Source organism: Ensifer sp. B1-9 (assembly GCF_050474445.1).
Lineage (GTDB): Bacteria > Pseudomonadota > Alphaproteobacteria > Rhizobiales > Rhizobiaceae > Ensifer.
Map to the genome: position 1 here is coordinate 360,820 of NZ_JBCHVG010000001.1, position 22,752 is coordinate 383,571.

Genomic DNA, 22,752 nt, shown 5'->3' on the forward strand with positions numbered 1-22,752 from the left:
TTGACACGAACCGGCGGGGCGATACCTTTGCCTGCCGCAACGTGACGCCATCCTCTCCGAGCGGCGGATGGGGTTTGACGATCGGCGAACTACGTCGTGTATTCCGTTTGAAGGCGCGCCTTGATCTATCTCCTCCGCCATGGCGAGACCGTCTGGAATACCTTGGGGCGTTTCCAGGGCCAGAAAGATTCACCCCTCACGAAGCGCGGCATCGAGCAGGCGGATCTCGTTGCGGGGCTGCTGCACCGCGAAATCCGGGAGACCGAGCAAGTCGTCGATCTGCACGTCAGTCCCTTGGGCAGGGCGCGGGAAACGGCGGATCGGGTGCAGCGGGTGCTGCCGCTGGCGAGACGAGAAGACGATCGGCTGATGGAGGTCTCCATCGGCTCCTGGGATGGGTTGACGATGTTCGAAATCGAAAACGAGTTTCCGGGCATGCTTGATGGTTCCGACGCCTTCGACTGGTATTTCAGGTCGCCGGATGGCGAAAACTTCGATGCCGCGTGCGCCCGTGCCAGAAGCTGGATCGCGGATATAGACACGCCCACTGTTGCGATCTCTCATGGGCTGTTTGGTCGATTGGTGCGTGGCGTCTATGCCGGTCTATCGATGCGGGAAATGTTGGACCTGCCGGTTCCCCAGGACGGGTTCTATCGCCTTTGCCATGGGGAAGTCAGTCTCGTAAGCGGCTGAGCATCTCGCGCCGCTCCCGACACCGTATGTCGCCAGATTTCTTGGTTTGGCAGTGTTCTCTAATTTAGGTAGGCGATCCCGTCGCCGTGCGATAGTATTGCATCGGGAACCTCCTGGTCCGGAACCGGCCGTTTTTCATCGTATGGCAAGCCCATGGAGCAGAGACTCGCCGCAGTGCTGGCGGCCGATATGGCCGGCTATAGTCGGCTGATGGAAGCCGACGAAGCGGGCACGCTTGCGCGGCTTCGAACCCACCGCATCGAGCTCATCGATCCCGCGATCGCCAAGAACAAGGGCCGGCTGATCAAGACCACCGGCGACGGGCTGCTGGTCGAGTTCCAGAGCGTGACCGATGCGGTCAAATGCGCCGTCGAGATCCAGCAGCGCATGAAGCGGCGCAACAGCGACGTGCCGGAGGATCGGCGGATCGAATTCCGCATCGGCATCAATCTCGGCGACATCATCTTCGAGGACGACGACATTTTCGGCGACGGCGTCAATATCGCCGCGCGGGCCGAGCAACTGGCCGAGGTCGGCGGCATCTGCGTCACCGCGGCTGTGGCGACGCAAGTCGCCGACCGGCTGGAGCTGCCGATCGACGATCTCGGCGAGAAGATGCTGAAGAACATCAGCCGCCCGGTGCACCTCTATCGCGTCGGGATCGAAGGTGCGGCGCTGCCGGCCGCGCCCGACAATACGGAGGCGAAAAAGGGTGTCTGCAAGCCGACGATCGTCGTGCTGCCCTTCGACAATATGAGCGGCGATCCGGACCAGGAGTTTTTCGCCGACGGCCTGACCGAGGACATCATCACCGAGCTTTCGCGAAGGCATGAGCTCTTCGTCATCTCGCGCAACTCTTCCTTCGTCTACAAGAACCAGTCGGTGAACGTGCGCGAGGTGGCGGCGAGCCTCGGGGCGCAATACCTGGTGGAAGGCAGCGTCCGCAAGATCGGCGAGCGGGTGCGCGTCACCGTGCAGCTCATCGACGCGCAGAGCGATGCGCATATCTGGGCCGACAAATACGACCGCCAGCTCGACGACATCTTCGCCATTCAGGACGAGGTGACGGCGGCGATCGCCGCCACCGTGCCCGGGCGCCTGGAGGCCGCCCAGCGCGACCAGCTCGCCCGCACGAAGCCCGCGAACATGGCGGCCTACGAATGCGCGCTTGCCGCCAAGGTGCTGCACCACCGCAGCAGCATCGACGACAACAGACAGGCGCAAATATTGATCGACCGAGCCGTTGCGCTCGACCCCGGCTATGCCCATGCCCACGCCTGGCGCGCCTGCATCCTTGGCCAGGCCTGGGTCTATGGCTGGTGCGCCGACAAGGAAGCGACCTGGCTTGAGGTCAACGCCGAGCTCGAACGGGCTCTCGCGCTCGACGACAACGACGCCGACGTGCACCGCATCCTCGCGGCCGTCAACGTCAACAACAACGCGCTGACGACGGCGCGCTACCACCAGGAGCGGGCGCTCTTCCTCAACCCCAACTACGACCTGGTGGTGGTGCAGCAGGGCGAACTTCTCACCTGGCTCGGCCGGCCGGAGGAGGGGGTGGAATGGATCCTGAAGGCGATGCGGCTCAACCCGCACCATCCGGAGCGCTTCTGGAGCCACCTCGGCAAGGCCCATTTCGCCGCCCGCCAATATGGCGAGGCGATCGAGGCCTTCATGCATCTCTCCAGCATGGACGAGACCCAGCACGCCTTCATCGCCGCCTGCTACGGCTGGCTCGGCGACACCATCGCGGCCGGCGCGCATATGGAGAAGGTGCGCACCCTGGCGCCGAGCTTCGGCATCGAGGCGTTTCTCGCGACGCTGCACTATGCGCAGGAGAGCGATGTGCAGCATCTGCGCGAGGGGCTGGTGAAGGCGGGGGCGGGGTGAGGGATCGCGTCTCCGTCTGCAATGGGCTTCGCGGCGGACAATCAATCAAAAGCGTTAAACATAATCTCCCACCTCCCGACCAACTCGTCGGAAAAGTCGCTAATACCGCGCGATAAGGCTCGCTGTTTTACTCTTATCGCAAGATGTACCTTCCAGTAGGGATCTAATGATATCCCTTGCCTCTTAGCCCAGGCTTCAGCCTGGCCGACAAAGGGCTCTCCCACCTTCACTACGTCGGATAGGCGCTCCTCGGGTTCACGCTCCATGCGATCGAGCTCTGCGGCGAGGTATTCAGGGGGGAATAGGTCTTCGATCTCGGATAGGCCAAAACCAACAAAATCCGCGACGGACAACACGCGCTCCGGATTGCTTGCGTACAATTCGGCCCTGAGGGTATCAGCGAATCGCTTTCCTTGGGCGTCACTGTCGAGCAATACTTTGGGTAGAGTTTCGTCACGACCTGTCAAAATGCTTGCCACTACGCGTGCGGTTTTTGCACCACCGCAGGGTGGAAACACTAGTTCACGCTTGGGTTTAATCCGACCGGCCGAAAGAAGCAGGGATTTGATAGAAGCCAGATAGTGTTGATCAGACGCCCCTTCGACTAAGATCGGTTGACATCCGACAAGTAGGCTTTCGGCGACGCTGAGGTTTAGAGCGCTGTGGACTGCATAGGCAGCGCCCGCCTGATCGTCTTTTCCCTCATTATGCCGAAGGTTCGCCGTCGCCTTGGTGGTGCCGTTTGATGCGACGTAGACCTTCCGCGCTCGTTCCAATCTGTCAGCATCTACCAAGAACGGGGAATGCGATGTGTAGAGAATTTGATTCGTGTCCGCCAGACTATCGAAGAATGCCGACAAATCACGTTGCGCCAGCGGATGAAGTGACATCCCCGGTTCATCGAGAAGTAGAATCGATCGCTTGTGATCTCCGTGGCTTTCGACCAAGAACACAAGATAAAAGCTAAGGAACCACTGGAGGCCAGTGCTACGGTTTTCGAGCTCCACTTCTGTTGGTCTGCGATCATCCGCAACCCAAATACGAAAGTGACTTCCGTCGGCTTCGAAACGGAATCGATAGTCGCCTTGCTTCCACCAGTCGCGGAACTTTTGCGTTAACGTGGCACCTGCCGACTGGAGCAGTATTGAACGAGTACGCTTCTTCTCGGCAATCTGTGCTATTTCGGCCGCGCTGGGTTCTCGATTTTGTCCATGGATATCTTTGAAGTCTCGGCCGAGCTCAAGAATTTCCTCAGGTTCGAGTTGGACGAAGCTGAACAAGACCCTCAGTGTTCGCGCCTTCGCGGCCTCTTTCGCACCGAGATCATCGCGTTTCAAGTTTTCAACAACATGAGGCAGGTAGATCTCAGAATCTAGGTTTCCATAGTTTGAGTAGTAGACAAATGACGGGAGTACTGTCACCACAAAGGACACCACTCCTTCATTCTCGCCTGGTTGCGGCGCAGATATTCGAGCTATTGTCTCCGCGAGTAAGTCCGAAAGTTGTTTGATTATTGGGACTATTGCGCTTGTCTTGGCGGGCTCTGCGGGAACAAGCGCATCGAGCGAGGTTTTGGTTGTGCTCAATGCAGAAGCGCCGAACGTCTGATCCGCCGGTAATTCACATGCAATTCCTTTTACTCCAGCGATGAAATCGGCTTGCAGATCTGCCTCTTGCTTTAAAGCCTGCCCCGCTTCGATCTTTGAAGCACAGGATTCGAGCTCTCCAATCAACCAGGTGCGAGGGACCGAAGTCTGACGCTGATGATTTGGGAACTCGACATGGTATTCGCCATCGTAAGACCGTCTAACACGGACAATTTTCGCTTGATCCTCTGTAATTCCCGCCTTGGCCGCGATTTTGGACGACCAAACGCCGGTCCAAAAATCGGCCTCGATAAAACAGTATTCGCCTGGCGCATTGCGAATTGCGCCGAACATCGTCTTAGGAAAGTCAGAGGTAGGTTGAATTTCCCCGTCGCGGGCCGGCTTGAGCTTCCAAAGAGGTAACAGTAGATTAGTTTTACCAGATTCATTTACTCCAATGAGGGCGGTTACCTTTTCGGCCTCTATCCAGCCGCTGTCCTCGACTGAGCGGAAGTTTGTGACTCGAAACTGCTTTAACCTCATTCAACTCCCCCAATTTCCAGTTTAATAGTTCACTTTGCATACTGGTGATTGTGCGGCTCGTAATCAATAGCAGGGCGCCGAGCATTTTTCGGATGTAGCCACCCGGTATCCAATGCGCTCACTCAATGCCTCCCTCGCACCACGGGCAACCGCCCGACCGACGTACAAACGAGGCGATTGACGTGATGTGGTCGCGTCAGGCAGTGAGATGATGAGGCGTGCGCTGGTGAAGTCCGTTATGGGCAAGAATAAGTGCGTCAGCGAAGCTTCCGGTTTGCTGCGAGCGGCGGGAGAAGGACTATCCAGCGGCCCGGACTCATGACCGCAGTAAATCCGGGGCCGGGTCCGATTGGGCCGGACGCGATGAGTTTCCCCCACTTCCACCGACATCGCGCAACCGCGCTTCGATCTACGTCAGGCCAAAGGAGCCGAGTGACTGGCTTGGCGGATAATCTTTCATGCTCTGTAGGAACTGGCTGTCACCCCTGGATCGGCACCATGATGACGGCGCGGTCGAGGAGCTAGTCGTTGTAGTGTTGTGCAGCACCTTTCGAAAGGGTCTCGGCGTAAGTGGAAGAAGCCGCACACGCAGGTCGGTGATGGGCTTGCGCCAGAGACCGAAGACCTCTCACGGGCAGCAACTTGCGGTCTCCCTGGGGCCGCAGCAGGCCTGAGCCGGTGCAGCTTCGGCCAGCCAGCGGTCTCGCGGCTTGCAGCTTGCCGGTCTTGGTTCCAGCGCGACGTGAATGCCGCCATCCTTCAATACAGGCGCATCGGCGCAGTAGAGCTGCAGCGGGCGCACGCCGTCGCTGACCTCGAAGGTCAGGCGGGCGGTGGCGTCGAGGCGAACGTGTTCGGAGACCTTGCGGATGATGGCCGAGAATTTTTCGGCGGAAAGATGCGTTCGGCCGGCTTCCTCGACGTCCCACAGCTGCACGAAGATCTCGGACCAGGCTTCCGGATTGGCGCCGCAATCGAGGGCCGAGAACTGGCCGGCCTTGACCTCCGTGACGTGGTAGCCGGATCTCACCGCATGGCCGTCATAGTGAAACACCAGCGGCAGCTCCCGGGCGGCCCTGAGCGCGCTGATGAAGTCGGCGAGGCTGAGGTCGTGGTCGCCGATTTTTGGCTTGTCGGGAACATTCATTTGGGCTAATCCTCATTTCAACTTTTCAAGGATTATTGAAATATGGATGAGCGTCAAGCCCTCGCTGCCTTCGCAGCGCTTTCCCAGGAGACCCGCCTTCAGATCGTCCGCCTGCTCGTCGTCGCCGGCGCGGGCGGCATGGCGGCGGGCGCGCTGGCGGAAAGGCTGAAGGTTTCGCCCTCCAATATTTCCTTTCATCTCAAGGAACTGGAAAGGGCGGGCCTGATCACGCAGCAACGCGAATCCCGCTCGATCATCTACCGGGCCGGCTATGATGCGCTTGGCGGGCTGGTCCGCTTCCTGATGGAGGATTGCTGCGGCGGCCATCCCGAGATTTGCGCCCCCGCCGTCGCCGCGGCGGCGTGCTGTGCACCGGCGGGAGCGAAGGCATGACCGATCGGCGAAGCAAGGCTGCCGTCCGGTCGTTCTTCCGCCCGCCGTCCGCATCCCTCTGGTCCTCGTTCTCCTGGGCCCCTCGCATTAACGGGACACACCGCCATGTCTGATCGCATCTACAACGTGCTCTTCCTGTGTACGGGCAATTCCGCCCGCTCCATTCTTGGCGAAGCCATCCTCAACAAGGAGGGGAAGGGTCGCTTTCGCGCCTATTCTGCCGGCAGCCAGCCGAAGGGGCAGGTGAACCCGCACGCGATCCAAGAGCTCGAAGCGCTCGGTTATCCGACGGGCGGATTGTCCTCGAAGAGCTGGGACGTGTTCTCCGGCGCCGGCGCCCCGCAGATGGATTTCATCTTCACGGTCTGCGACGCTGCTGCCGGGGAGGCCTGTCCGGTGTGGATCGGTCATCCGATGACGGCCCATTGGGGCGTCGAGGATCCGGCTGCCGTGGAAGGAAGCGAGGGCGAGATCCAGCGGGCCTTTGCTGAGGCCGCGAAGTTCCTGAAGAACCGCATCACGGCTTTCATCAACCTGCCGCTGGCATCGATCGACCGCATGGCGCTGGAGCGCCATCTGCGCGAGATCGGCGGCATGGAAGGCGCGACCGAGCGGAGCGGTTGGTGATGTCGGCGTTCGAGCGATACCTGACCCTCTGGGTTACGATCTGCATCGTGGCGGGCATAGCGCTCGGCCACCTCATGCCTGATGTGTTTCAGGCGATTGGCGCTGCCGAGATCGCCAAGGTCAACATGCCGGTCGCCATCCTCATCTGGCTGATGATCATTCCGATGCTGGTGAAGATCGACTTCCGGTCGCTTTCCAATGTCGGAAATCATTGGCGCGGCATCGGCGTGACGCTTCTTATCAACTGGGCGGTCAAGCCGTTTTCGATGGCGTTGCTCGGCTGGCTGTTCATCGGCTGGCTCTTCCGGCCGCTGCTGCCGGCCGATCAGATCGATTCCTATATTGCCGGCCTGATCATCCTGGCCGCAGCACCCTGCACGGCGATGGTTTTCGTCTGGTCGAACCTGACGAGGGGCGAACCGCTGTTCACGCTCTCCCAGGTGGCGCTCAACGACGCGATCATGATCGTCGCCTTCGCGCCCATCGTCGGGCTCCTGCTCGGGCTCTCCGCGATCACCGTCCCATGGGCGACTTTGGTGCTGTCGGTCGCGCTCTACATTGTCGTTCCCGTCATCATCGCGCAGGTGCTGCGCAAACGCCTCACGGCGAACGCTTCGTCCGCGGCGCTCGATCGCTTCCTGGCGAAGGTTCAGCCGGCCTCATTGGTCGCCCTGCTTGCAACGCTGGTGCTGCTCTTCGGGTTTCAGGGCGAACAGATCATCGCGCAGCCGACGATCATTGCTCTTCTGGCGGTGCCGATCCTCGTGCAGGTCTATTTCAACTCGGGGCTCGCCTATCTGCTCAATCGCCTGTCTGGCGAGAAACATTGCGTGGCCGGTCCCTCGGCTCTCATCGGCGCTTCGAACTTCTTCGAACTTGCCGTTGCCGCCGCCATCAGCCTTTTCGGCTTCCAGTCCGGCGCAGCGCTCGCCACCGTCGTCGGGGTGCTGATCGAGGTGCCGGTGATGCTGTCGGTCGTCTGGATGGTGAACAGATCCAAGGGCTGGTACGAGGCAGCGCCGGCCGTCACCAGGAATTCCGTTTCGGAGCGCGCGTGACATCAAGGGGGCTAATTCAAGACGGCAAACGCGTGCCCCCACACACCTCCCGCACACACCCCCTTAACCACCGGTGCGCCGGGTCGGCATCCAGGCGGGGGTGCCAGAGCAGCGAGATGGTGATTTCGGGCAGTGTGACCGGCAGGGGGAAGGTGAAGAGGTTTGCGCGCAAGGTTCCGGTGTAGCGTTCGGGCACGCTGGCGATCAGGTCCGTGGCGCGAGCAAGCGCCAGGGCCTCGGAGAAGCTGCCGACGGATGTGGCGATGTCGCGCGCGAGGCCGAGGGCGTGAAGGGCCGCGTCGATCGGACCCATGTCGTTGCCGCGGCGGGAGACGTGGATGTGGCGGGCTCCAGCGTAGCGGGCGGGCGTGATCTCGCCATTGGCCAGCGGATGGCCGGACCGTACGACGCCGACGAAGCGATCGTGGAAGAGGGCCTGGACGCGAAGCTCCGGGCCGGTCGCATCGCCGACAACGCCGGTTTCGAGGTCGACGCCGCCTTCGCGTAAGGGGCTGCTTTCCCGGTCGGGCTTCTGCACGAAGCGAAGGCGCACGCCGGGCGCTTCCGCACCGATCCGGGCAATCAGATCAGGGCCGAAATTCTCGACGAAACCCTCGCGGTTCCGGAACGTGAAGGTGCGGGTGAGCGTCTGCAGGTTGAGGCTCTCGGTCGGGCGGAGGCAGGCCTCGGCCGCCTCGACCAGCGGGCCGACGCGGCCGCGAAGCTCCAGCGCGCGCGGTGTGGGCACGAGGCCGCGGCCGGCGCGCACCAGGAGCGGGTCGCCGGTCGCCTCGCGCAACCGCGCCAGCGCCCGGCTCATGGCGGAGGGGCTGATCTGCAGACGCCTGGCGGCGCGGGCGACGCTGCCTTCCGAAAGCAGCACATCGAGGGTCACGAGCAGGTTGAGGTCGGGTCTGGTCATCGCCTTTCATAGCACGAGTTCAGCCATGATGTGGCGTCAAACGCACGAATGAAGTGCAAATGCTGCGTCTTCCGCCCCATGTGCCGGAAGACTAGGTTCGCGGGGAACCGATTTTGGAGGGTTTCCCGATGCTGATACGCCGGCTGGCGCCCATGGCCTTTGGCCGTTTTCCGATGTCCCCGAGCTCCCGATCCGATGGCAGGAGACTACCGCACAAACAGAGTCACGAAGTCGCTCTATCCGTTTGTTTTTCCGTGATTTCCTGCGCGAAATTTGCGCGTCGCCAGGCCTTGCGCGCGGGAGGTGGCCGATGACCGCGACAGACACGGCGATGGCCCCGGCCGGTCCGACGTCCTCGCTTCGCTGGGTGCTCGCCAGCCTTTCGCTTTCGATGCTGCTCTCCTCGCTCGGCACCAGCAGCGCCAATGTCGCGCTGCCGGCGCTGGCCGACGCCTTCGCCGCGTCCTTTCAGGCGGTGCAGTGGGTGGTGCTTGCCTATCTGCTGGCGATCACGACGCTGATCGTCAGCGTCGGGCGGCTCGGCGATATCGTCGGGCGCCGGCGGCTGCTCGTTGCCGGCATCGCGCTCTTTACCGCCGCCTCGGTCATCTGCGGTCTCACGCCGGGCTTTGCGCTGCTGATCGCGGCGCGGGCGGCGCAGGGCACTGGGGCGGCAATCATGATGGCGCTGACCATGGCCTTTGTCGGCGAGGCGGTGCCGAAGGCGAGGACCGGCAGCGCCATGGGGCTGCTCGGCACCATGTCGGCCGTCGGCACCGCGCTCGGGCCTTCGCTCGGCGGCGCGCTGATTGCCGGCCCGGGCTGGCGGGCGATCTTTCTCGTCAACGTGCCGCTCGGGCTCGTGGCGCTTTTTCTCGCCCAGCGGCATCTGCCCGCCGACCGGAAGACCGAGGGCAGGGCGCCCGCCCGGTTCGACGTGCCGGGCACGCTGTTGCTGGCGCTTTCGCTCGGCGCCTATGCGCTGGCGATGACCATGGGGCGCGGCAGTTTCGGCATGCTCAATGTCGCGCTGCTCGCGGCCGCCGCCCTCGGGCTTGGGCTCTTCCTGCTGGTCGAGGCAAGGGTTGCCTCGCCCCTGATCCGGCCTTCGATGTTTCGCGATCCGGGCTTAAGCGTCGGGCTTTCGACCAACGCGCTGGTCTCGACCGTCATGATGGCGACGCTGGTGGTCGGGCCCTTCTATCTCGCCCGCGGGCTCGGGCTCGATGCGGCGCGGGTCGGGCTGGTCATGTCGATCGGCCCAGTCATCTCGACCTTCGGCGGCGTGGTCGCCGGCCGCATCGTCGATCGGCTGGGCGCGCGCTCCGTCGCGGCGGTCGGTCTCGCGGCCATGGTTGCGGGCTGCGCGGCGCTCGTGCTGTTGCCGGGGCTTCTCGGCGTCGCCGGCTATGTCGCGGCGATCGCGCTGCTGACGCCCGGCTATCAGCTCTTCCAGGCGGCCAACAACACGGCGGTCATGGCCGATGTCGCGGCCGACCGGCGCGGCGTCGTTTCCGGCCTGCTCAATCTGTCGCGCAATCTCGGTCTCGTCACCGGCGCCTCGGTCATGGGCGCGGTCTTCGCCTGGGCGGTGGCGACGAGCGAAATCGCCAAGGCCGCGCCGGAGGCGGTCGCTGGCGGCATGCAGGTGACCTTTGCGGTTGCGGGTGCGCTGACGGCGATTGCCCTTGCGATCGCGGTTGGGAGCAGGCCGCGCGGAGGAACGGTGCGCGCTCGCAAGACGTGACCGGCGGCAACCGCGCGGGACATGGTGATCCGGCAGAGCCGGACACGGTGATCTGGCAGGGCGGGCGAGATCACCGTGGCCGCTTCTCAGCGGGCGGCATCCCGCCGGACGCGCCTTGTCTTGGAGGTGAGGCTATAGCTCTGATGCAGGATCTCCTCGCCCCTTGAACGAGAAGGCTTCAGCACCGTCTCATGCGGGCGAAAACCCAGCTTGACCAGGACCTTGCCGGAGGCCGGATTGTCGGCCGCGTGACCTGAGCGCAGCGTCGCGAGCCCCAGCTCCCGAAAGGCGAAGTCCACCACCGCCCGCGCGGCCTCAAGGGCATATCCCTGTCCCCAACTTGGCTTATCGAGCCAATAGCCGAGCTCGCCCTGGTCGCCGTCGATCTCATCGAGATCGACCACACCGATCATGCGGCCGGCGCGCTCGATCGCAAATCGAAAGGCGGTGCCCGAACTCCATTCCCGCTGATGCTCGGTGAACCATCCGGTGATGTCGTCCACGGTCGGTGGGAACCGAGCCATGCGCAGCATCCGCGTGACATCCCAATCCGACTGGATTTCGAATGCGCGGCTCGCATCGGCCGGGGTTGTCGGACGCAGGACGAGACGTTCCGTGCAGAGCCTGACGGAAGGGGGCAGTCCGGGTTTCGTCGCTGGCGAATTGGTCGTCATGAGCCTGACCGCATGTGGCCGGAAGAACGGGGCGCGCTTAGCCTGATCGCGCATGCCGACAGCATCGAAAGAGCGCCGGTGTTACGAGTTTCACACGCAAGCGGCGCTCAGGCGGCCGGCGTGCCGGCAAGCCTGGTGCTCAGCGTCTCGAAATCCGGCACGAACCAGATCGAGCTACCCTTGTTCGTCTCGCGCACGAAATCGGTCAGCGCCTTGCTGGCTTCGAGCCTAGCGCCGATATCGCCGACGATGGCGAGCCGCATGCGGTAGTTGACGAATTTCTGGAACACTTCGCCGGCAATCCGGGTCGAAAGATCGAGGAACTCCGGGCCGAGCCGTTCCACCGGGATCGCCAGCACATTGGCCTCATGCGCCCAGGCGTCGCCGAGAAAATCATTGGCGTCGCCGGGCCGGCTGAGGAGAGGGCCATCTTGTGCGCATTTCAGCACGCGCGCGGTTCCGATGTCGATGATCTGTGTCATGCGGCGAGACATAGAGGCTGAAGCCATGGGTTGCAAGGGCGAGCGAGCCCAAGCGTTGCCACCGGGGAAGCCGCCGCCTTCGCAATTGGTGCAAATCATCCGGCATTCGCGTCGTCCGGTTCGCCCGGGCGATTCACGTTTCAGCGATAAGTTCGGCAAAATATAGCGCATATCGCAGAGTTGATTGCTATTTTCGAGTTATTTCGGCGCGCGAAGTGAGAATTGCGGCCGATTTTCGCGTTGCAATCCTGCTGCGTTGACACAGATCAATGTCCCGCTCGGTTCGGCATTTACTCTCAGTGAGGATGCATTGCTGTCATCCCTTGGTCATGGGATTGATTTTTATTTCGGGTGACGCATCTTACCGTAGATTGTGTTGGGGGACGCAGGATGTCAGAGCTCGTTCAGCAGCAGCCGATTGAAAACCGGCCACGGTCACGGCGCGCGGAGCTCTTCACCTTCCTCGCGCTCGCCTTCGGCATCTGGCCGATCGTCGCCGTCGGCGTGGTCGGCGGCTATGGCTTCCTGGTCTGGATGCTGCAGATCGTCTTCGGCCCGCCAGGCCCGCCCGGGCATTGAGGCGAGCCATGGGGGCAGAACCTCTCTCACGCCGTGAACTCTTTACCGGCCGCGCTGCCGCCAAGCCCGTGCGCATCCGGCCGCCCGGTGTTTCGGAGTTGAGCCTTGCGGCCTGCACCGGCTGCGGCGCCTGCACCGAGCGATGTCCCACCGGCATAATCCGTCTTGCCGACGGCCTTCCTTTCATCGATTTCGCGCGCGGCGAATGCACCTTCTGCGGCGCCTGCGAGGAGGCCTGTGCGGAGCCCGTATTCGCCGAGAAGGACGTGCGGCGCTTCCCCCATGTGGCCGCCATCACCGACACGTGCCTGGCGCGCCGCAACGTCGCCTGCCAGTCCTGCGGCGAAAGCTGTCCCGAGCAGGCCATTCGTTTTCGCCCGCGCATCGGCGCGCCGTTCCTGCCCGAGATCAACGAGGCGAAATGCACCGGCTGCGGCGCCTGCCTCGGCGGCTGTCCGGTGAGCGCGATCGCGGTCAAGGCACCGGAAGCGGAGGGGGCTCATGTCTGAGGCCGCAACGACACGGGCGGGCACGCCCTATCACATTTCGAGCGCCGTCGTCGCCACGATGCCTGAGAGCACCGAGGCGGTGATCGCGACGCTTCAGGGAATGGAAAACGTCGAAATCCACGGCCAGGGCAGCGGCAAGATCGTCGTCGTCATCGAAGGCGGAAGCACGGGCGCGCTCGGCGAATGCCTGTCGAGGATCTCGCTGCTTGATGGCGTGATCTCGGCCAACATGGTTTTCGAGCATGTCGAAATGGAAGAGGAAAGGCAGGAGCCATGAGCGGAGAACTGACGCGGCGTGACATTCTGAAGGCCCATGCGGCCGGCATCGCCGCCGCTACGGCCGGCATTGCGCTGCCTGCGGCCGCACAGCCGGTGCCGGGCGGTGTCAACGCGCTGGAGATCAAATGGTCGAAGGCGCCGTGCCGCTTCTGCGGCACGGGCTGCGGCGTGATGGTGGGCGTGAAGGAGGGCCAGGTGGTCGCCACCCATGGCGACATGCAGGCGGAGGTCAACCGCGGCCTCAACTGCATCAAGGGCTATTTCCTCTCCAAGATCATGTACGGCAAGGACCGGCTGACGACGCCGCTTTTGCGCAAGCGCGGCGGCGTCTACGCCAAGGACGGCGAGTTCGAGCCGGTGAGCTGGGACGAGGCCTTCACCGTGATGGCCGAGCAGGCGAAGAAGGTCCTGAAGGAAAAGGGGCCGACGGCGGTCGGCATGTTCGGCTCCGGGCAATGGACGATCTTCGAGGGCTATGCGGCGACGAAGCTGATGCGGGCGGGCTTCCGCTCCAACAACCTCGACCCCAATGCCCGCCACTGCATGGCGTCCGCCGCCGTCGCCTTCATGCGCACCTTCGGCATGGACGAGCCGATGGGCTGCTACGACGACTTCGAGAATGCCGATGCCTTCGTGCTCTGGGGCTCGAACATGGCGGAGATGCATCCGATACTCTGGACCCGCGTCGCCGATCGGCGCCTCGGCCAGCCGCATGTCCGCGTCGCGGTGCTTTCGACCTTCACCCATCGCAGCATGGATCTCGCCGATATCCCGATCGTCTTCAAGCCGGGCTCGGATCTGGCGATCCTCAACTATATCGCCAACCACATCATCGAGACCGGCCGCGTCAACGAGGACTTCGTCAACAAGCACACCAAGTTTGCCCGCGGCGTGACCGATATCGGCTATGGGCTCAGGCCCGACAATCCGGTCGAGGTCAAGGCCGCCAATTCCAAGGATCCGGGCAAGACCGAGCCGATCGACTTCGAGGCGTTCAAGGAATTCGTTTCGGAATACACGCTGGAAAAGACCGTCGAGCTGACCGGCGTCGAGCCGGAATTCCTGAAGCAGCTTGCCGAGCTCTATGCCGACCCGAACCGCAAAGTCATGTCGCTCTGGACCATGGGCTTCAACCAGCATGTGCGCGGCGTCTGGGCCAACCAGATGGTCTATAACCTGCATCTTCTGACCGGCAAGATCTCCGAGCCCGGCAACAGCCCGTTCTCGCTGACCGGCCAGCCATCCGCCTGCGGCACCGCCCGCGAGGTCGGCACCTTCGCGCATCGCCTGCCGGCCGACATGGTGGTCACCAACCCCGAGCACCGCAAACATGCGGAAGAGATCTGGCGCATTCCGCACGGCATCATCCCGGAAAAGCCCGGCTATCACGCCGTGCAGCAGGACCGGATGCTGAAGGACGGCAAGCTCAATTTCTACTGGGTGCAGGTCAACAACAACGTCCAGGCGGGACCCAATACCGCCAACGAGACCTGGCAGGGCTATCGCAACCCGGACAATTTCATCGTCGTTTCCGATGCCTATCCGACGATCACGGCGATGAGCGCCGACCTGATCCTGCCCGCCGCCATGTGGGTGGAGAAGGAGGGGGCCTACGGCAATGCCGAACGGCGCACCCATGTCTGGCACCAGCTCGTCCAGGCGCGCGGCGAAGCGCGCTCGGATCTCTGGCAGATGGTGGAATTCTCCAAGCGCTTCGTAACCGACGAGGTGTGGCCGAAGGAAATCCTCGACGCCAGCCCCGAATATCGCGGCAAGACGCTGTTCGAGGTGCTGTTCAAGAACGGCGAAGTCGACCGCTTCCCGCTGACCGAGGTGAGCGCCGAGTACGACAACAACGAGGCCAAGGAGTTCGGCTTCTACATCCAGAAGGGCCTGTTCGAGGAATATGCCACCTTCGGCCGCGGCCACGGCCATGACCTGGCGCCCTACGACACCTATCACGAGGTGCGCGGCTTGCGCTGGCCCGTCGTCAACGGCCAGGAGACGAAGTGGCGCTACCGCGAAGGCTTCGACCCCTATGTGAAGGCTGGCGAGGGCGTGAAGTTCTACGGCCAGAAGGACGGCAAGGCGGTCATCCTCGCCGTGCCCTACGAGCCGCCGGCCGAATCCCCGGATGAGGAATACGACACCTGGCTGGTGACCGGCCGCGTGCTCGAACACTGGCATTCGGGCTCGATGACCATGCGGGTGCCGGAACTCTACAAGGCGTTTCCCGGCGCGCGCGTCTTCATGAATGCCGAGGACGCCCGCAAGCGCGGCATCAACCAGGGCATGGAGGTGCGCATCGTCTCGCGGCGCGGCGAAATCCGCTCGCGCGTCGATATCCGCGGCCGCAACCGCATGCCGCCCGGCGTCATCTTCGTTCCCTGGTTCGACGCCAGCCAGCTGATCAACAAGGTTACCCTCGACGCCACCGATCCCATCTCCAAACAGACGGATTTCAAAAAATGCGCGGTCAAGATTCTTCCCGTCACCCTCTAGGGTTTTCTCGGCTGAAGCGGATTTGCGGAAACGTCCTGTCTCGTTGTTTCGGGGCCGTTCCAAAACCGCTTCTGAGCGTCACCGGCCCGACGCGATCCATCTGGATGGCGATCGCGGCCGGGCTGATGGTGTTCGTCACGACTGCCGCCGTGGCTCAAGTGGCGGAAAAGCTGGTGCCGCAGCTCGAAGGGCCGACGCCGCAAATGGCGACGGAGGCGGCAGCGCCGCTGCCGAAATGGGTGGTCGACGACAAGCGCAAGATGCGCGCCTATCCCGACCAGCCGCCGGTTATCCCGCATTCGATCGAGGGCTACGAACTTTCGGTCAATGCCAACCGCTGCCTTTCCTGCCACAAGCGCGAGTTTACCCAGGACTCCGGCGCGCCGATGATCAGCGTCACCCATTACATGACGCGCGACGGGCAGATGATCGCCGACGTTTCGCCGCGGCGCTATTTCTGCACGGCCTGCCACGTGCCGCAGGCGGACACCAGCCCGCTGGTGCCGAGCAACTTCAAGGATATGAGCGAATTGGGTTTCAAGCCGGCCGGAAGCGAGTGACGACATGATCGCATGGATCAGGAAAGCTATCCTCTGGGCCTGGGGGATCATGACGACGCCGGCCGGCACGCTGGGCCTGGGCTTCCTCACGCTCGGCGGCTTCATCGGCGGCGTGATGTTCTGGGGCGCCTTCAACACGGCGCTGGAACTCACCAACACCGAGAAGTTCTGCACCTCCTGTCACGAGATGCACGACAACGTCTATCAGGAGCTGACGCGCACCATCCACTTCTCCAACCGCTCCGGCGTGCGCGCCACCTGTCCGGATTGCCACGTGCCGCACCAGTGGACCGACAAGATCGCCCGCAAGATGCAGGCCTCGAAGGAGGTCTGGGGCAAGATCTTCGGCACGATCAACACCAGGCCGAAATTCCTCGAGAAGCGGCTGGAACTGGCGCAGCACGAATGGGCGCGCATGAAGGCCAACGACAGCCTGGAATGCCGCAACTGCCATTCCTCCGTCGCCATGGACCTGCAGAAGCAGACGCAGCGGGCGGCCGAGATCCACACCCGCTACCTGCTTTCCGGCAAGGCCACCTGCATCGACTGCCACAAGGGCATCGCGCACGAGCTGCCCAACATGGAAGGCATCGATCCCGGCTGGAAGATGCCGCCGGAGTTCGAGGGCAAGAAGATGGCGGGCCAGACGCCGATCGATGATCTCCGGCAGGCGATGGCGGAACTGCACACGCAGGCGCAGTAAGACGCTGCGGCCGAGGGTTTCGGCGGGAGACAGCGATGACAAAGGGTCATGCCGGCGCGGCGATGGCCCTTTCTTTGTGGCCATCGGGGCAGTGTGCCACCAAACCAAAGCCTCCCTTATTCCCGTGCTTGTTACAGTTGCCAGGTGCGCCGCGTCGACGGCGCAAGGGACTTCTTCCCGCCAAGCCGGAAGTCAGCGCGCGAGGATCACATCTCCCGCCGTGCCGATGCACGGCTGCTGGATCTCTGTGACGAACACAGAGATGAAGGTGGAGGGGGCTGCGGCCGCCGAGGCCTCCGGGACCTTCGTTCCTGGATGACTGCGATACGCCGCGTGCCGTCGCTTTCCGTTCGCTTCCTCAACACCATCTTTTTTCTGAAAAAATTCGCCACCATTGTCGGCACCGTCATTTGCCGTTCGTCATTAAGCCAGGGAGGCCAATTCGGCTTCCTTCACCGGAGCGGGATAGGAAAAAAGTCCGTGCGGGCCTTTCGCCTGCAACCCGCTCGCACTACTTGGGTTTCACCACGCCGACACCCCAGGGCTCGCAACGACCCGGACCGGCGTGACAGAGGAGAATGGACAATGCGCGTAGTGGTTTTTGTAAAGGCGACCGAGGACAGCGAAGCGGGCAAGATGCCGACGACCGAGCTTCTCGAAGCCATGAGCAAATACAACGAGGAACTGGTCAATGCCGGCATCATGCAGGCGGGCGAGGGGCTGCAGCCTTCGTCCAAAGGCGCCCGCGTCGCCTTCGACGGGCCGAACCGCCTGGTCATCGACGGTCCCTTCGCCGAAACCAAGGAACTTGTTGCCGGCTTCTGGATCTGGACGGTCAAGGACATGGACGAGGCGATCGCCTGGGTGAAGCGCTGCCCGAACCCGATGCCGGGCCCGAGCGAAATCGAAATCCGCCCGATCTTTGAACTCGAAGATTTCGGCGACGTGCTGACGCCGGAGATCGCCGAGCAGGAGGAGAAGCTGCGGGAGAGACTTGCCAAGGGCTGAGACCGCATAGGCTGGCGCACCCGCGCTACAGGGAGGTTCCTCTTCTTGACCCTCTCCCCGCAGGCGGGGAGAGGGGATGCAGTCGCGCTCTGTAGACGAAGGATGTGCTAGACGCGCGTCTGTTCTTCACGTTTCCGGCGACGCGCCCTGACCTGGCCGATCGTTATGCCAGCGAAACTCCAATACAAGACATCAAGCAGCTTACAAGAGCCGAGCGTGATACCGGAGATAATCCAGCACGCCGCGTAACCCACCAGAACCCACATAATGGCGTTGCCTTCTGAGAGTAGGGGTGCGCGTTGGTACTCGGCGACGAGTTGAAGCGATATGGCGACGATGGCAAACCAAAGTCTAGCGACGATCAGCCGGCGATTTGCAGTCACGGTCTTCCAGATAACTGCAAGGCCAAGAAGCACGGGAGCAATCCAGAGTGGATCAGGGACCATGCCAACCAAACAGATTATGTAAAACGGCCAAACCATCGCGCACCCATCGATCACTATCTGCCGACAACCTTTGGTTACTAGCGGTCAGACTGCAACGCAAGCCGTTCCGCGGGGCCTGTGGGTTCTGTCGGTTTAGCGGCAGGACAGACGCGGAAGCCGCCGGTCCCCCATTCGCGGGCCGCTGGCGCTGCCGTTTCGGGTCTTTGACATCGCCCGCAGCAAGATGAACTCGAACATCTGCGCGATCTGCGAACGCTCCTTCCGCTACGTCAAGGAGCAGAGTCACGTCGCGGCAAGTGCTACCATCCTGTTTGCCGACATCCGGGGCTTCACGCAGCTTTCGGAGCGCATCAAGTGCGTCGGGCTGTGCCGCCCGGTCTTCGAAGCCGCCGACGTCGGCGACGCACTGACGCCGGAGATTGCCGAGCAGGAAGAGCGGGTCAGGGAGTAGCTTGCGAAGGGGTGAGCGACGCCCCCTTGTGGTGTCGACGTCGGGCTGATGGAACTTGCCCCTCACCCTGGCCCTCTCCCCGCAGGCGGGGAGAGGGGAGCCTGCGGCGATGTCGCTGTCAGCGATCCGCCAGAGCCGTTTACCCGTAGAGATTGTATTAACCATGTTCGCTTACCTATCCTCAGGGGTTTCAACCGGAGTGGGGCAATGGTCAGGGCGAGCGGTTTCGTCATTTTTCTGTTTTCAAGCGTTTCGTTCGCGGCCGCTGCCGATATCGACGGTCCGCTCGTCGGGACGCAGGACGCCTATGAAGTGCCGGTGGAGCAATCGCTCGGGGGTATCGCCGGCTATATCGAAGGCTCTTACGCAGGCGCCGTCGATACGCCCGGCGATATTGATACCAGCGCCTGGGATTTGCGGGGTGCCGTGAACTTCGACGCCGGCGCCGGCATGAACCTGCAAGTCGATCTCGGCTACACGCGCGCTTCTTATGAAGATGTCGACACGAACAGCTATGACGGCGCGCTGCACGGCTATTACCGCAACGATCTTTATGCGGCCGGCGTCTTCGTTCAGGGCGCGCGCCTCGACCCGGGCATCGGCGTCGACCTCAACGATTACATGGGTGGCGTCGAAGGGGCCTATTTCCTCGACACCTGGACGCTGCACGGCGCGGTCGGCTATGGCCAGGCGAGCGTGGAAGACTTCGACGACATCGACGCCAACCACTATATGGGCTCGCTCGGCGCTCGCATTTACGCGACCGACAACCTGCGCTTCGACGTCGACGGCTCGCTCCATCGCATCAGCGAGGACGACATCGATTACGATCTGCGCAGCCTGAAGCTGACGGCGAACTACCGGCTGGAGACGGTCCCGGTCACGCTCTTTGCCGGCTACAAATATACGAACGAGGAGCTTTCGGGCCTGAGCGCATCGGTCTCCGGCGACACGAGCACCATCTTCGGGGGCCTGCGCTTCTCCTACGGTTCCGCCACGCTCAAGGAAGAAGAGCGCCTCGGCCCGGTCTGGTCCAGCAACCGCCTGTCGTTCTGATCGGCTGCTATGCAGTGCCAGGCATCCTGTGCGCGCTGCCCGGCGCCTTCGAAGGCGCCGGGACTACAGCGCCGCGGGTCTTATCGGACGCGCAAAGGTCGCTGTAGCATTTTGAATTGCTGCATGTTTTGTCCTTTGATCGGGTCCGATCAAAGGAAGCATGCAAGTGGCGATCAGGCCGCGGGTCCGCGCTTCGGCAGGACGAGATCGCCGACCGTATAGGTGTGAAACTCGCTGCGGGAGACCTCATCGAGCTTGCGGAACTTCTCCACGAACACCGGATCGGAGAAGAATTCGTCGACATTCCCGGTTCCCTGGATTGCTTCGACGTTGACGACAGTCTCGCCGTCCGTGCTCTTCGACAAGGTGCTCCACAGAAACCCTTCCTTGCGCTCGGCGACGTAGTGCACGACGTCCTGGATAATCGTAAAGGCTTCCTCCTGCTTGCCGGGATGGGCGTGGATGACGTTGACGACAAAGGTCGTTGGAGCGGGGGAGGCTGAGAAAGCGGCGGTAGGGATTGTGGTCATGGGTTTCTCCATTTGAACGCCGCGCCGATCCGGCTGCGACGACATCTGGATATCCGGCGCGAAATAGCGGATAAACGAGCGGGTATTCTCATCACTTCGGAAAATAATTCCGCAATCGGTTGGCGATGGACAAGCTCGGAACGCTCAGCATTTTCATTCAGGTCGCAGAGGCAGGCAGCTTCGTGGCCGCCGGTCATCGCCTCGGCCTTTCGGGTTCTGCTGTCGGCAAGGCCATCGCGCGGCTCGAAGACGAGATGGGCGTGCGTCTCTTCAATCGGTCGACGAGAAGCATGGCCCTGACCGAGGACGGGAACTTCTTTCTCGACACCTGCCGCCGCATCCAATCCGAATTCGAGTCAGCCCAGGCGCAACTGTCACGGTCGCATGCGACACCGCGTGGGCAGCTTCGTGTCAGCCTGCCTTTGGCCGGCATGCTCTTGATGCCGACCATATCGGATTTCATGCGCGCCTATCCGTTGATCAACCTCGACCTCGATTTCACGGATAGGCTGGTCGACGTTATCGAGGAGGGCTTCGATGCCGTTATCCGAACGGGCGAGGTCAAGGATACGCGGCTCATGAGCCGCAAGCTCGGGACGTTCCGGCACAGGATCGTCGCGGCGCCGGACTATCTCGCCGCGCACGGTCGGCCGAAAGTGCCGGAAGACCTGCTCGGGCACCGCTGCCTCCATCACCGGTACGCGAACTCCGGCCGCCTCGAACCCTGGCCGCTCGTTCGTGACGGGCGCGAGGTCAAGCTCGACCTGCCCGTGACCACGGTTGCGAGTACCCTCGAGCCCCTGATCTTCCTGGCGGAGCGCTCCTTCGGCATCACCTGTCTGCCCCCTTTCGCCGTGTCGTCGGAACTGGCGGAAGGCAAGCTGGTATCGCTGATGGAGGATTGCCTTCGCGAAACGGGCACATTCCGTGTCCTGTGGCCGACCAACCGATATCTCTCGCCAAAGGTCCGTGCCTTCGTCGATTTCATGGCCGCGAACCTGTTTTCCGAGTGACGGCGGCGCCGCACGGCCGGCGCCTCCTATTATTCCAGCCGTTGCTAAAACGCGGAAAATGGCAGAAGCTTCGTCCACGCCCCTCGGGCCATGTGAGCCGGAGATGCAGACCATGACCGAAGCCTCTACCATCCCGCCGGCCCAGCGCGGCGAAGCCAGGATCTGCCGAGGATGCTGGGATCAGATGCATGTGCCGATCCCCATTCGCGGGCCGCTGGCGCTGCCGTTTCGCGCCTTCGGCATTACCCGCAGCAAGATGAACCCGAACATCTGTACGATCTGCGAGCGCTCCTTCCGCTACGTCAAGAAGCAGAGCCATGTGGCGGCGAACGCGACGATCCTGTTTGCCGACATCCGCGGCTTCACCCATCTTTCGGAGCAGATCGAGCGGGTGAGATTGAGCGAGATCGTCAGCCTGTTCCAGGATCGCTGCGCTCAAGCCATCTGGGCGCATGACGGCATCGTCAACAAGACGATGGGCGACGGCCTGATGGCGATCTTCAACTTTCCGATCGTGCGGAAGGACCACGCGCAAGCCGCGATCCTGGCGGCACGGGACATCCAGCGCCTGTGCGCGGCAGCGCTTGGCAGCCTGCAGCTCGACGATCTCCAGGGCCAGCCGCTTGGCGTCGGTGTCGGCATCCATTCCGGCGACGTCGAGATCGGCGAATTCTCGAGCTTCCGCAGCGACTTCACGGCGATCGGCGGCACGGTCAACCTGGCCTCCCGGCTCGAATCCCAGGCCGAGGCCGGCGAGATCCTGATCTCGCCCGAGACCGCCGCGGAGGCCGAGGCGCTGATCGCGGGCGCGACGACGCGCTTGCTCGTGCTCAAGGGCATCGACCAGCCGGTCGAGGCGAGGGTGCTCGCGACGCACTGATCGCCTGCGCAGTCGGGATGTGGACGGAGCCCGCGGCCGTAGGCGTCTGGCTACGCCCAGAGATCGCGCACGCAGCGGCCGTCGGACGGCAGGTCCTCGAAGGTGTCAAGGCCGTCGAAATGGTCGATCGGCAGGTCTGCGACCAGCTCCGGCTCTGCAAGCCTGAGGTTGACGGCCATGCGCCGGCGGCCGCGCTTGTCGAGATGCAGGCCGCGCCAGGCGACGACGCCGGCGCAGGTCGGGCAGAACAGGATTTCCAGCGACGGGCTCTTCTCGTCGGCGCGGACGTAGGAGGTGGTCTTCCCGGCAAGGGTGATCCGTTCGCCTTCGTAGTCATAGGCCCAGAGCGTGCCGTAGCGGCGGCAGAGCGTGCAATTGCAGGCGGTGATCGAGCCGGGGTCGCCTTCCAGTGTCCATTTCGCATTGCCGCAATGGCATGAGCCGTCGAGCATGTGCCACTCCCGCTGTTGGTGC

23 protein-coding genes and 2 pseudogenes are annotated in these 22,752 nt (G+C 62.8%); 17 read left to right on the top strand and 8 right to left on the bottom strand.

The genetic code is table 11. The features are described 5' to 3' along the window. The first annotated feature begins 120 nt into the window (after nucleotides 1-120). Together ACQ5BM_RS01730 and ACQ5BM_RS01735 are read left to right on the top strand one after the other, a co-directional pair. Complete coding sequence (locus ACQ5BM_RS01730; RefSeq protein WP_429806917.1) at nucleotides 121-693, top strand: histidine phosphatase family protein; 573 nt, start codon at nucleotides 121-123, stop codon at nucleotides 691-693. A 153-nt stretch (nucleotides 694-846) separates the two neighbouring features. Continuing rightward, entirely contained in the window at nucleotides 847-2,583 is a 1,737-nt protein-coding gene (locus ACQ5BM_RS01735) for an adenylate/guanylate cyclase domain-containing protein (protein WP_429806919.1), read from the top strand. A gap of 41 nt (nucleotides 2,584-2,624) precedes the next feature. Here ACQ5BM_RS01735 and ACQ5BM_RS01740 read toward each other — a convergent pair whose 3' ends face one another. Continuing rightward, entirely contained in the window at nucleotides 2,625-4,712 is a 2,088-nt protein-coding gene (locus ACQ5BM_RS01740; RefSeq protein WP_429806922.1) for an AAA family ATPase, read from the bottom strand. A gap of 628 nt (nucleotides 4,713-5,340) precedes the next feature. Continuing rightward, nucleotides 5,341-5,859, bottom strand: a complete 519-nt coding sequence (locus ACQ5BM_RS01745) for a DUF6428 family protein (RefSeq protein ID WP_429806925.1) — start codon at nucleotides 5,857-5,859, stop codon at nucleotides 5,341-5,343. 42 nt (nucleotides 5,860-5,901) lie between these two features. Here ACQ5BM_RS01745 and ACQ5BM_RS01750 point away from each other — a divergent pair, with 42 nt between their 5' ends. The 3 genes from ACQ5BM_RS01750 (at nucleotide 5,902) to arsB (ending at nucleotide 7,937) form a co-directional block, all read left to right on the top strand. After that, on the top strand, nucleotides 5,902-6,252 hold the full coding sequence (locus tag ACQ5BM_RS01750; protein ID WP_429806928.1) for an ArsR/SmtB family transcription factor: 351 nt from the start codon (nucleotides 5,902-5,904) through the stop codon (nucleotides 6,250-6,252). A 105-nt stretch (nucleotides 6,253-6,357) separates the two neighbouring features. Next, a complete protein-coding gene (locus tag ACQ5BM_RS01755; protein WP_429806931.1) occupies nucleotides 6,358-6,879 on the top strand; it encodes an arsenate reductase ArsC in 522 nt (173 codons plus the stop codon). After that, entirely contained in the window at nucleotides 6,879-7,937 is a 1,059-nt protein-coding gene (gene arsB, locus ACQ5BM_RS01760) for an ACR3 family arsenite efflux transporter (protein ID WP_429806934.1), read from the top strand. The genes ACQ5BM_RS01755 and arsB overlap by 1 nt, the downstream gene beginning before the upstream one ends. A gap of 16 nt (nucleotides 7,938-7,953) precedes the next feature. Here the strand turns inward: arsB and ACQ5BM_RS01765 are convergent, their stop codons facing one another. Continuing rightward, the gene (locus ACQ5BM_RS01765; protein WP_429806937.1) at nucleotides 7,954-8,859 is read right to left on the bottom strand and encodes a LysR family transcriptional regulator; all 906 of its coding nucleotides are present in this window, start codon (nucleotides 8,857-8,859) and stop codon (nucleotides 7,954-7,956) included. A 310-nt stretch (nucleotides 8,860-9,169) separates the two neighbouring features. Here ACQ5BM_RS01765 and ACQ5BM_RS01770 point away from each other — a divergent pair, with 310 nt between their 5' ends. Beyond that, a complete protein-coding gene (locus ACQ5BM_RS01770; protein WP_429806940.1) occupies nucleotides 9,170-10,606 on the top strand; it encodes an MFS transporter in 1,437 nt (478 codons plus the stop codon). 86 nt (nucleotides 10,607-10,692) lie between these two features. Here ACQ5BM_RS01770 and ACQ5BM_RS01775 read toward each other — a convergent pair whose 3' ends face one another. Both ACQ5BM_RS01775 and ACQ5BM_RS01780 read right to left on the bottom strand, forming a co-directional pair. Then, nucleotides 10,693-11,280 carry a GNAT family N-acetyltransferase gene (locus ACQ5BM_RS01775; RefSeq protein WP_429806943.1) on the bottom strand — a complete coding sequence of 196 codons (588 nt, stop codon included), beginning with the start codon at nucleotides 11,278-11,280 and terminating at the stop codon, nucleotides 10,693-10,695. A 107-nt stretch (nucleotides 11,281-11,387) separates the two neighbouring features. Further along, a complete protein-coding gene (locus ACQ5BM_RS01780) occupies nucleotides 11,388-11,762 on the bottom strand; it encodes a DUF4180 domain-containing protein (RefSeq protein ID WP_429806945.1) in 375 nt (124 codons plus the stop codon). 390 nt (nucleotides 11,763-12,152) lie between these two features. Here ACQ5BM_RS01780 and napE point away from each other — a divergent pair, with 390 nt between their 5' ends. From napE to ACQ5BM_RS01815, 7 genes and pseudogenes are all read left to right on the top strand, one after another. Continuing rightward, the gene (gene napE / locus ACQ5BM_RS01785; protein WP_429806947.1) at nucleotides 12,153-12,341 is read left to right on the top strand and encodes a periplasmic nitrate reductase, NapE protein; all 189 of its coding nucleotides are present in this window, start codon (nucleotides 12,153-12,155) and stop codon (nucleotides 12,339-12,341) included. Between the two features lie 8 nt (nucleotides 12,342-12,349). Next, nucleotides 12,350-12,850, top strand: coding sequence for a ferredoxin-type protein NapF (napF, locus tag ACQ5BM_RS01790; RefSeq protein ID WP_429806950.1), 501 nt, complete (start codon nucleotides 12,350-12,352; stop codon nucleotides 12,848-12,850). Beyond that, a pseudogene (locus tag ACQ5BM_RS01795) lies at nucleotides 12,843-13,149 on the top strand (chaperone NapD). Before napF ends, ACQ5BM_RS01795 begins: the two are co-directional and overlap by 8 nt. Then, nucleotides 13,124-15,631 (top strand): periplasmic nitrate reductase subunit alpha, encoded by a 2,508-nt coding sequence (gene napA, locus ACQ5BM_RS01800; protein WP_429806952.1) that lies wholly within the window; start codon nucleotides 13,124-13,126, stop codon nucleotides 15,629-15,631. Before ACQ5BM_RS01795 ends, napA begins: the two are co-directional and overlap by 26 nt. A 104-nt stretch (nucleotides 15,632-15,735) precedes the next feature. Further along, nucleotides 15,736-16,191 carry a nitrate reductase cytochrome c-type subunit gene (locus tag ACQ5BM_RS01805; RefSeq protein ID WP_173517016.1) on the top strand — a complete coding sequence of 152 codons (456 nt, stop codon included), beginning with the start codon at nucleotides 15,736-15,738 and terminating at the stop codon, nucleotides 16,189-16,191. Nucleotides 16,192-16,195: 4 nt separating this feature from the next. After that, nucleotides 16,196-16,894 carry a NapC/NirT family cytochrome c gene (locus ACQ5BM_RS01810; protein WP_429806955.1) on the top strand — a complete coding sequence of 233 codons (699 nt, stop codon included), beginning with the start codon at nucleotides 16,196-16,198 and terminating at the stop codon, nucleotides 16,892-16,894. A 585-nt stretch (nucleotides 16,895-17,479) separates the two neighbouring features. Beyond that, nucleotides 17,480-17,902 (top strand): YciI family protein, encoded by a 423-nt coding sequence (locus tag ACQ5BM_RS01815; protein WP_429806958.1) that lies wholly within the window; start codon nucleotides 17,480-17,482, stop codon nucleotides 17,900-17,902. Between the two features lie 107 nt (nucleotides 17,903-18,009). Here the strand turns inward: ACQ5BM_RS01815 and ACQ5BM_RS01820 are convergent, their stop codons facing one another. Next, entirely contained in the window at nucleotides 18,010-18,318 is a 309-nt protein-coding gene (locus ACQ5BM_RS01820; protein WP_429806961.1) for a hypothetical protein, read from the bottom strand. Nucleotides 18,319-18,517: 199 nt separating this feature from the next. Here ACQ5BM_RS01820 and ACQ5BM_RS01825 point away from each other — a divergent pair. Both ACQ5BM_RS01825 and ACQ5BM_RS01830 read left to right on the top strand, forming a co-directional pair. After that, nucleotides 18,518-18,715, top strand: a pseudogene (locus tag ACQ5BM_RS01825) (adenylate/guanylate cyclase domain-containing protein); the annotation flags it as partial. A 291-nt stretch (nucleotides 18,716-19,006) separates the two neighbouring features. Beyond that, nucleotides 19,007-19,855 carry a hypothetical protein gene (locus ACQ5BM_RS01830; RefSeq protein WP_429806964.1) on the top strand — a complete coding sequence of 283 codons (849 nt, stop codon included), beginning with the start codon at nucleotides 19,007-19,009 and terminating at the stop codon, nucleotides 19,853-19,855. A gap of 173 nt (nucleotides 19,856-20,028) precedes the next feature. On the opposite strand, the gene ACQ5BM_RS01835 is transcribed toward ACQ5BM_RS01830, so the two are convergent. Further along, on the bottom strand, nucleotides 20,029-20,385 hold the full coding sequence (locus ACQ5BM_RS01835) for an antibiotic biosynthesis monooxygenase (protein WP_429806967.1): 357 nt from the start codon (nucleotides 20,383-20,385) through the stop codon (nucleotides 20,029-20,031). 125 nt (nucleotides 20,386-20,510) lie between these two features. Here ACQ5BM_RS01835 and ACQ5BM_RS01840 point away from each other — a divergent pair, with 125 nt between their 5' ends. After that, nucleotides 20,511-21,398, top strand: coding sequence for a LysR family transcriptional regulator (locus ACQ5BM_RS01840; RefSeq protein ID WP_429806970.1), 888 nt, complete (start codon nucleotides 20,511-20,513; stop codon nucleotides 21,396-21,398). 112 nt (nucleotides 21,399-21,510) lie between these two features. Continuing rightward, a complete protein-coding gene (locus tag ACQ5BM_RS01845; protein WP_429806973.1) occupies nucleotides 21,511-22,278 on the top strand; it encodes an adenylate/guanylate cyclase domain-containing protein in 768 nt (255 codons plus the stop codon). Nucleotides 22,279-22,328: 50 nt separating this feature from the next. Here ACQ5BM_RS01845 and ACQ5BM_RS01850 read toward each other — a convergent pair whose 3' ends face one another. Continuing rightward, nucleotides 22,329-22,730, bottom strand: a complete 402-nt coding sequence (locus tag ACQ5BM_RS01850; RefSeq protein WP_429806976.1) for a GFA family protein — start codon at nucleotides 22,728-22,730, stop codon at nucleotides 22,329-22,331. Nucleotides 22,731-22,752: the final 22 nt, after the last annotated feature.

Bases quoted from the DNA above. Each gene is read 5' to 3' on its own strand.
- ACQ5BM_RS01815 (WP_429806958.1), top strand. From the start codon at position 17,480: ATGCGCGTAGTGGTTTTTGTAAAGGCGACCGAGGACAGCGAAGCGGGC.
- ACQ5BM_RS01845 (WP_429806973.1), top strand. From the start codon at position 21,511: ATGACCGAAGCCTCTACCATCCCGCCGGCCCAGCGCGGCGAAGCCAGG.
- napF (WP_429806950.1), top strand. From the start codon at position 12,350: ATGGGGGCAGAACCTCTCTCACGCCGTGAACTCTTTACCGGCCGCGCT.
- ACQ5BM_RS01835 (WP_429806967.1), bottom strand. From the start codon at position 20,385: ATGACCACAATCCCTACCGCCGCTTTCTCAGCCTCCCCCGCTCCAACG.
- ACQ5BM_RS01830 (WP_429806964.1), top strand. From the start codon at position 19,007: ATGGTCAGGGCGAGCGGTTTCGTCATTTTTCTGTTTTCAAGCGTTTCG.
- ACQ5BM_RS01755 (WP_429806931.1), top strand. From the start codon at position 6,358: ATGTCTGATCGCATCTACAACGTGCTCTTCCTGTGTACGGGCAATTCC.
- ACQ5BM_RS01770 (WP_429806940.1), top strand. From the start codon at position 9,170: ATGACCGCGACAGACACGGCGATGGCCCCGGCCGGTCCGACGTCCTCG.
- ACQ5BM_RS01750 (WP_429806928.1), top strand. From the start codon at position 5,902: ATGGATGAGCGTCAAGCCCTCGCTGCCTTCGCAGCGCTTTCCCAGGAG.
- napA (WP_429806952.1), top strand. From the start codon at position 13,124: ATGAGCGGAGAACTGACGCGGCGTGACATTCTGAAGGCCCATGCGGCC.
- ACQ5BM_RS01740 (WP_429806922.1), bottom strand. From the start codon at position 4,712: ATGAGGTTAAAGCAGTTTCGAGTCACAAACTTCCGCTCAGTCGAGGAC.
- ACQ5BM_RS01775 (WP_429806943.1), bottom strand. From the start codon at position 11,280: ATGACGACCAATTCGCCAGCGACGAAACCCGGACTGCCCCCTTCCGTC.
- ACQ5BM_RS01810 (WP_429806955.1), top strand. From the start codon at position 16,196: ATGATCGCATGGATCAGGAAAGCTATCCTCTGGGCCTGGGGGATCATG.
- ACQ5BM_RS01805 (WP_173517016.1), top strand. From the start codon at position 15,736: ATGGCGATCGCGGCCGGGCTGATGGTGTTCGTCACGACTGCCGCCGTG.
- ACQ5BM_RS01850 (WP_429806976.1), bottom strand. From the start codon at position 22,730: ATGCTCGACGGCTCATGCCATTGCGGCAATGCGAAATGGACACTGGAA.
- ACQ5BM_RS01745 (WP_429806925.1), bottom strand. From the start codon at position 5,859: ATGAATGTTCCCGACAAGCCAAAAATCGGCGACCACGACCTCAGCCTC.
- arsB (WP_429806934.1), top strand. From the start codon at position 6,879: ATGTCGGCGTTCGAGCGATACCTGACCCTCTGGGTTACGATCTGCATC.
- ACQ5BM_RS01840 (WP_429806970.1), top strand. From the start codon at position 20,511: ATGGACAAGCTCGGAACGCTCAGCATTTTCATTCAGGTCGCAGAGGCA.
- ACQ5BM_RS01780 (WP_429806945.1), bottom strand. From the start codon at position 11,762: ATGACACAGATCATCGACATCGGAACCGCGCGCGTGCTGAAATGCGCA.
- napE (WP_429806947.1), top strand. From the start codon at position 12,153: ATGTCAGAGCTCGTTCAGCAGCAGCCGATTGAAAACCGGCCACGGTCA.
- ACQ5BM_RS01765 (WP_429806937.1), bottom strand. From the start codon at position 8,859: ATGACCAGACCCGACCTCAACCTGCTCGTGACCCTCGATGTGCTGCTT.
- ACQ5BM_RS01735 (WP_429806919.1), top strand. From the start codon at position 847: ATGGAGCAGAGACTCGCCGCAGTGCTGGCGGCCGATATGGCCGGCTAT.